The sequence below is a fragment of the Pseudomonas sp. SIMBA_067 genome, from assembly GCF_046534675.1.
Taxonomy (GTDB): Bacteria; Pseudomonadota; Gammaproteobacteria; order Pseudomonadales; family Pseudomonadaceae; genus Aquipseudomonas; species Aquipseudomonas putida.
Genome location: NZ_JAWRYH010000100.1, coordinates 1 through 372, shown reverse-complemented (window position 1 = coordinate 372; position 372 = coordinate 1). Strand labels below are relative to the sequence as shown.

The window sequence follows — 372 nt, the reverse complement described above, 5'->3', positions numbered from 1 at the left end:
ATCGCGAAAGCGTGGGAAACCGGTGAAGGTCTGGAACGTGTTGCGAAATACTCTATGGAAGACGCGAAAGCGACCTACGAACTGGGTAAAGAATTCTTCCCGATGGAAGCGCAGCTGTCTCGTCTGGTTGGTCAGCCGCTGTGGGACGTTTCTCGTTCTTCTACCGGTAACCTGGTTGAATGGTTCCTGCTGCGTAAAGCGTACGAACGTAACGAACTGGCGCCGAACAAACCGGACGAACGTGAATACGAACGTCGTCTGCGTGAATCTTACGCGGGTGGTTTCGTTAAAGAACCGGAAAAAGGTCTGTGGGAAAACATCGTTTCTCTGGACTTCCGTTCGCTGTACCCGTCTATCATCATCACCCACAAC

General features: G+C 51.9%; 1 protein-coding gene. It reads left to right on the top strand.

Going from position 1 to position 372, the window contains the following annotated elements; all coding sequences use genetic code 11:
• Nucleotides 1-372, top strand: a 372-nt coding sequence (locus SB765_RS28260; protein WP_410932304.1) for a DNA polymerase domain-containing protein, incomplete at both ends; no start/stop codon positions are given.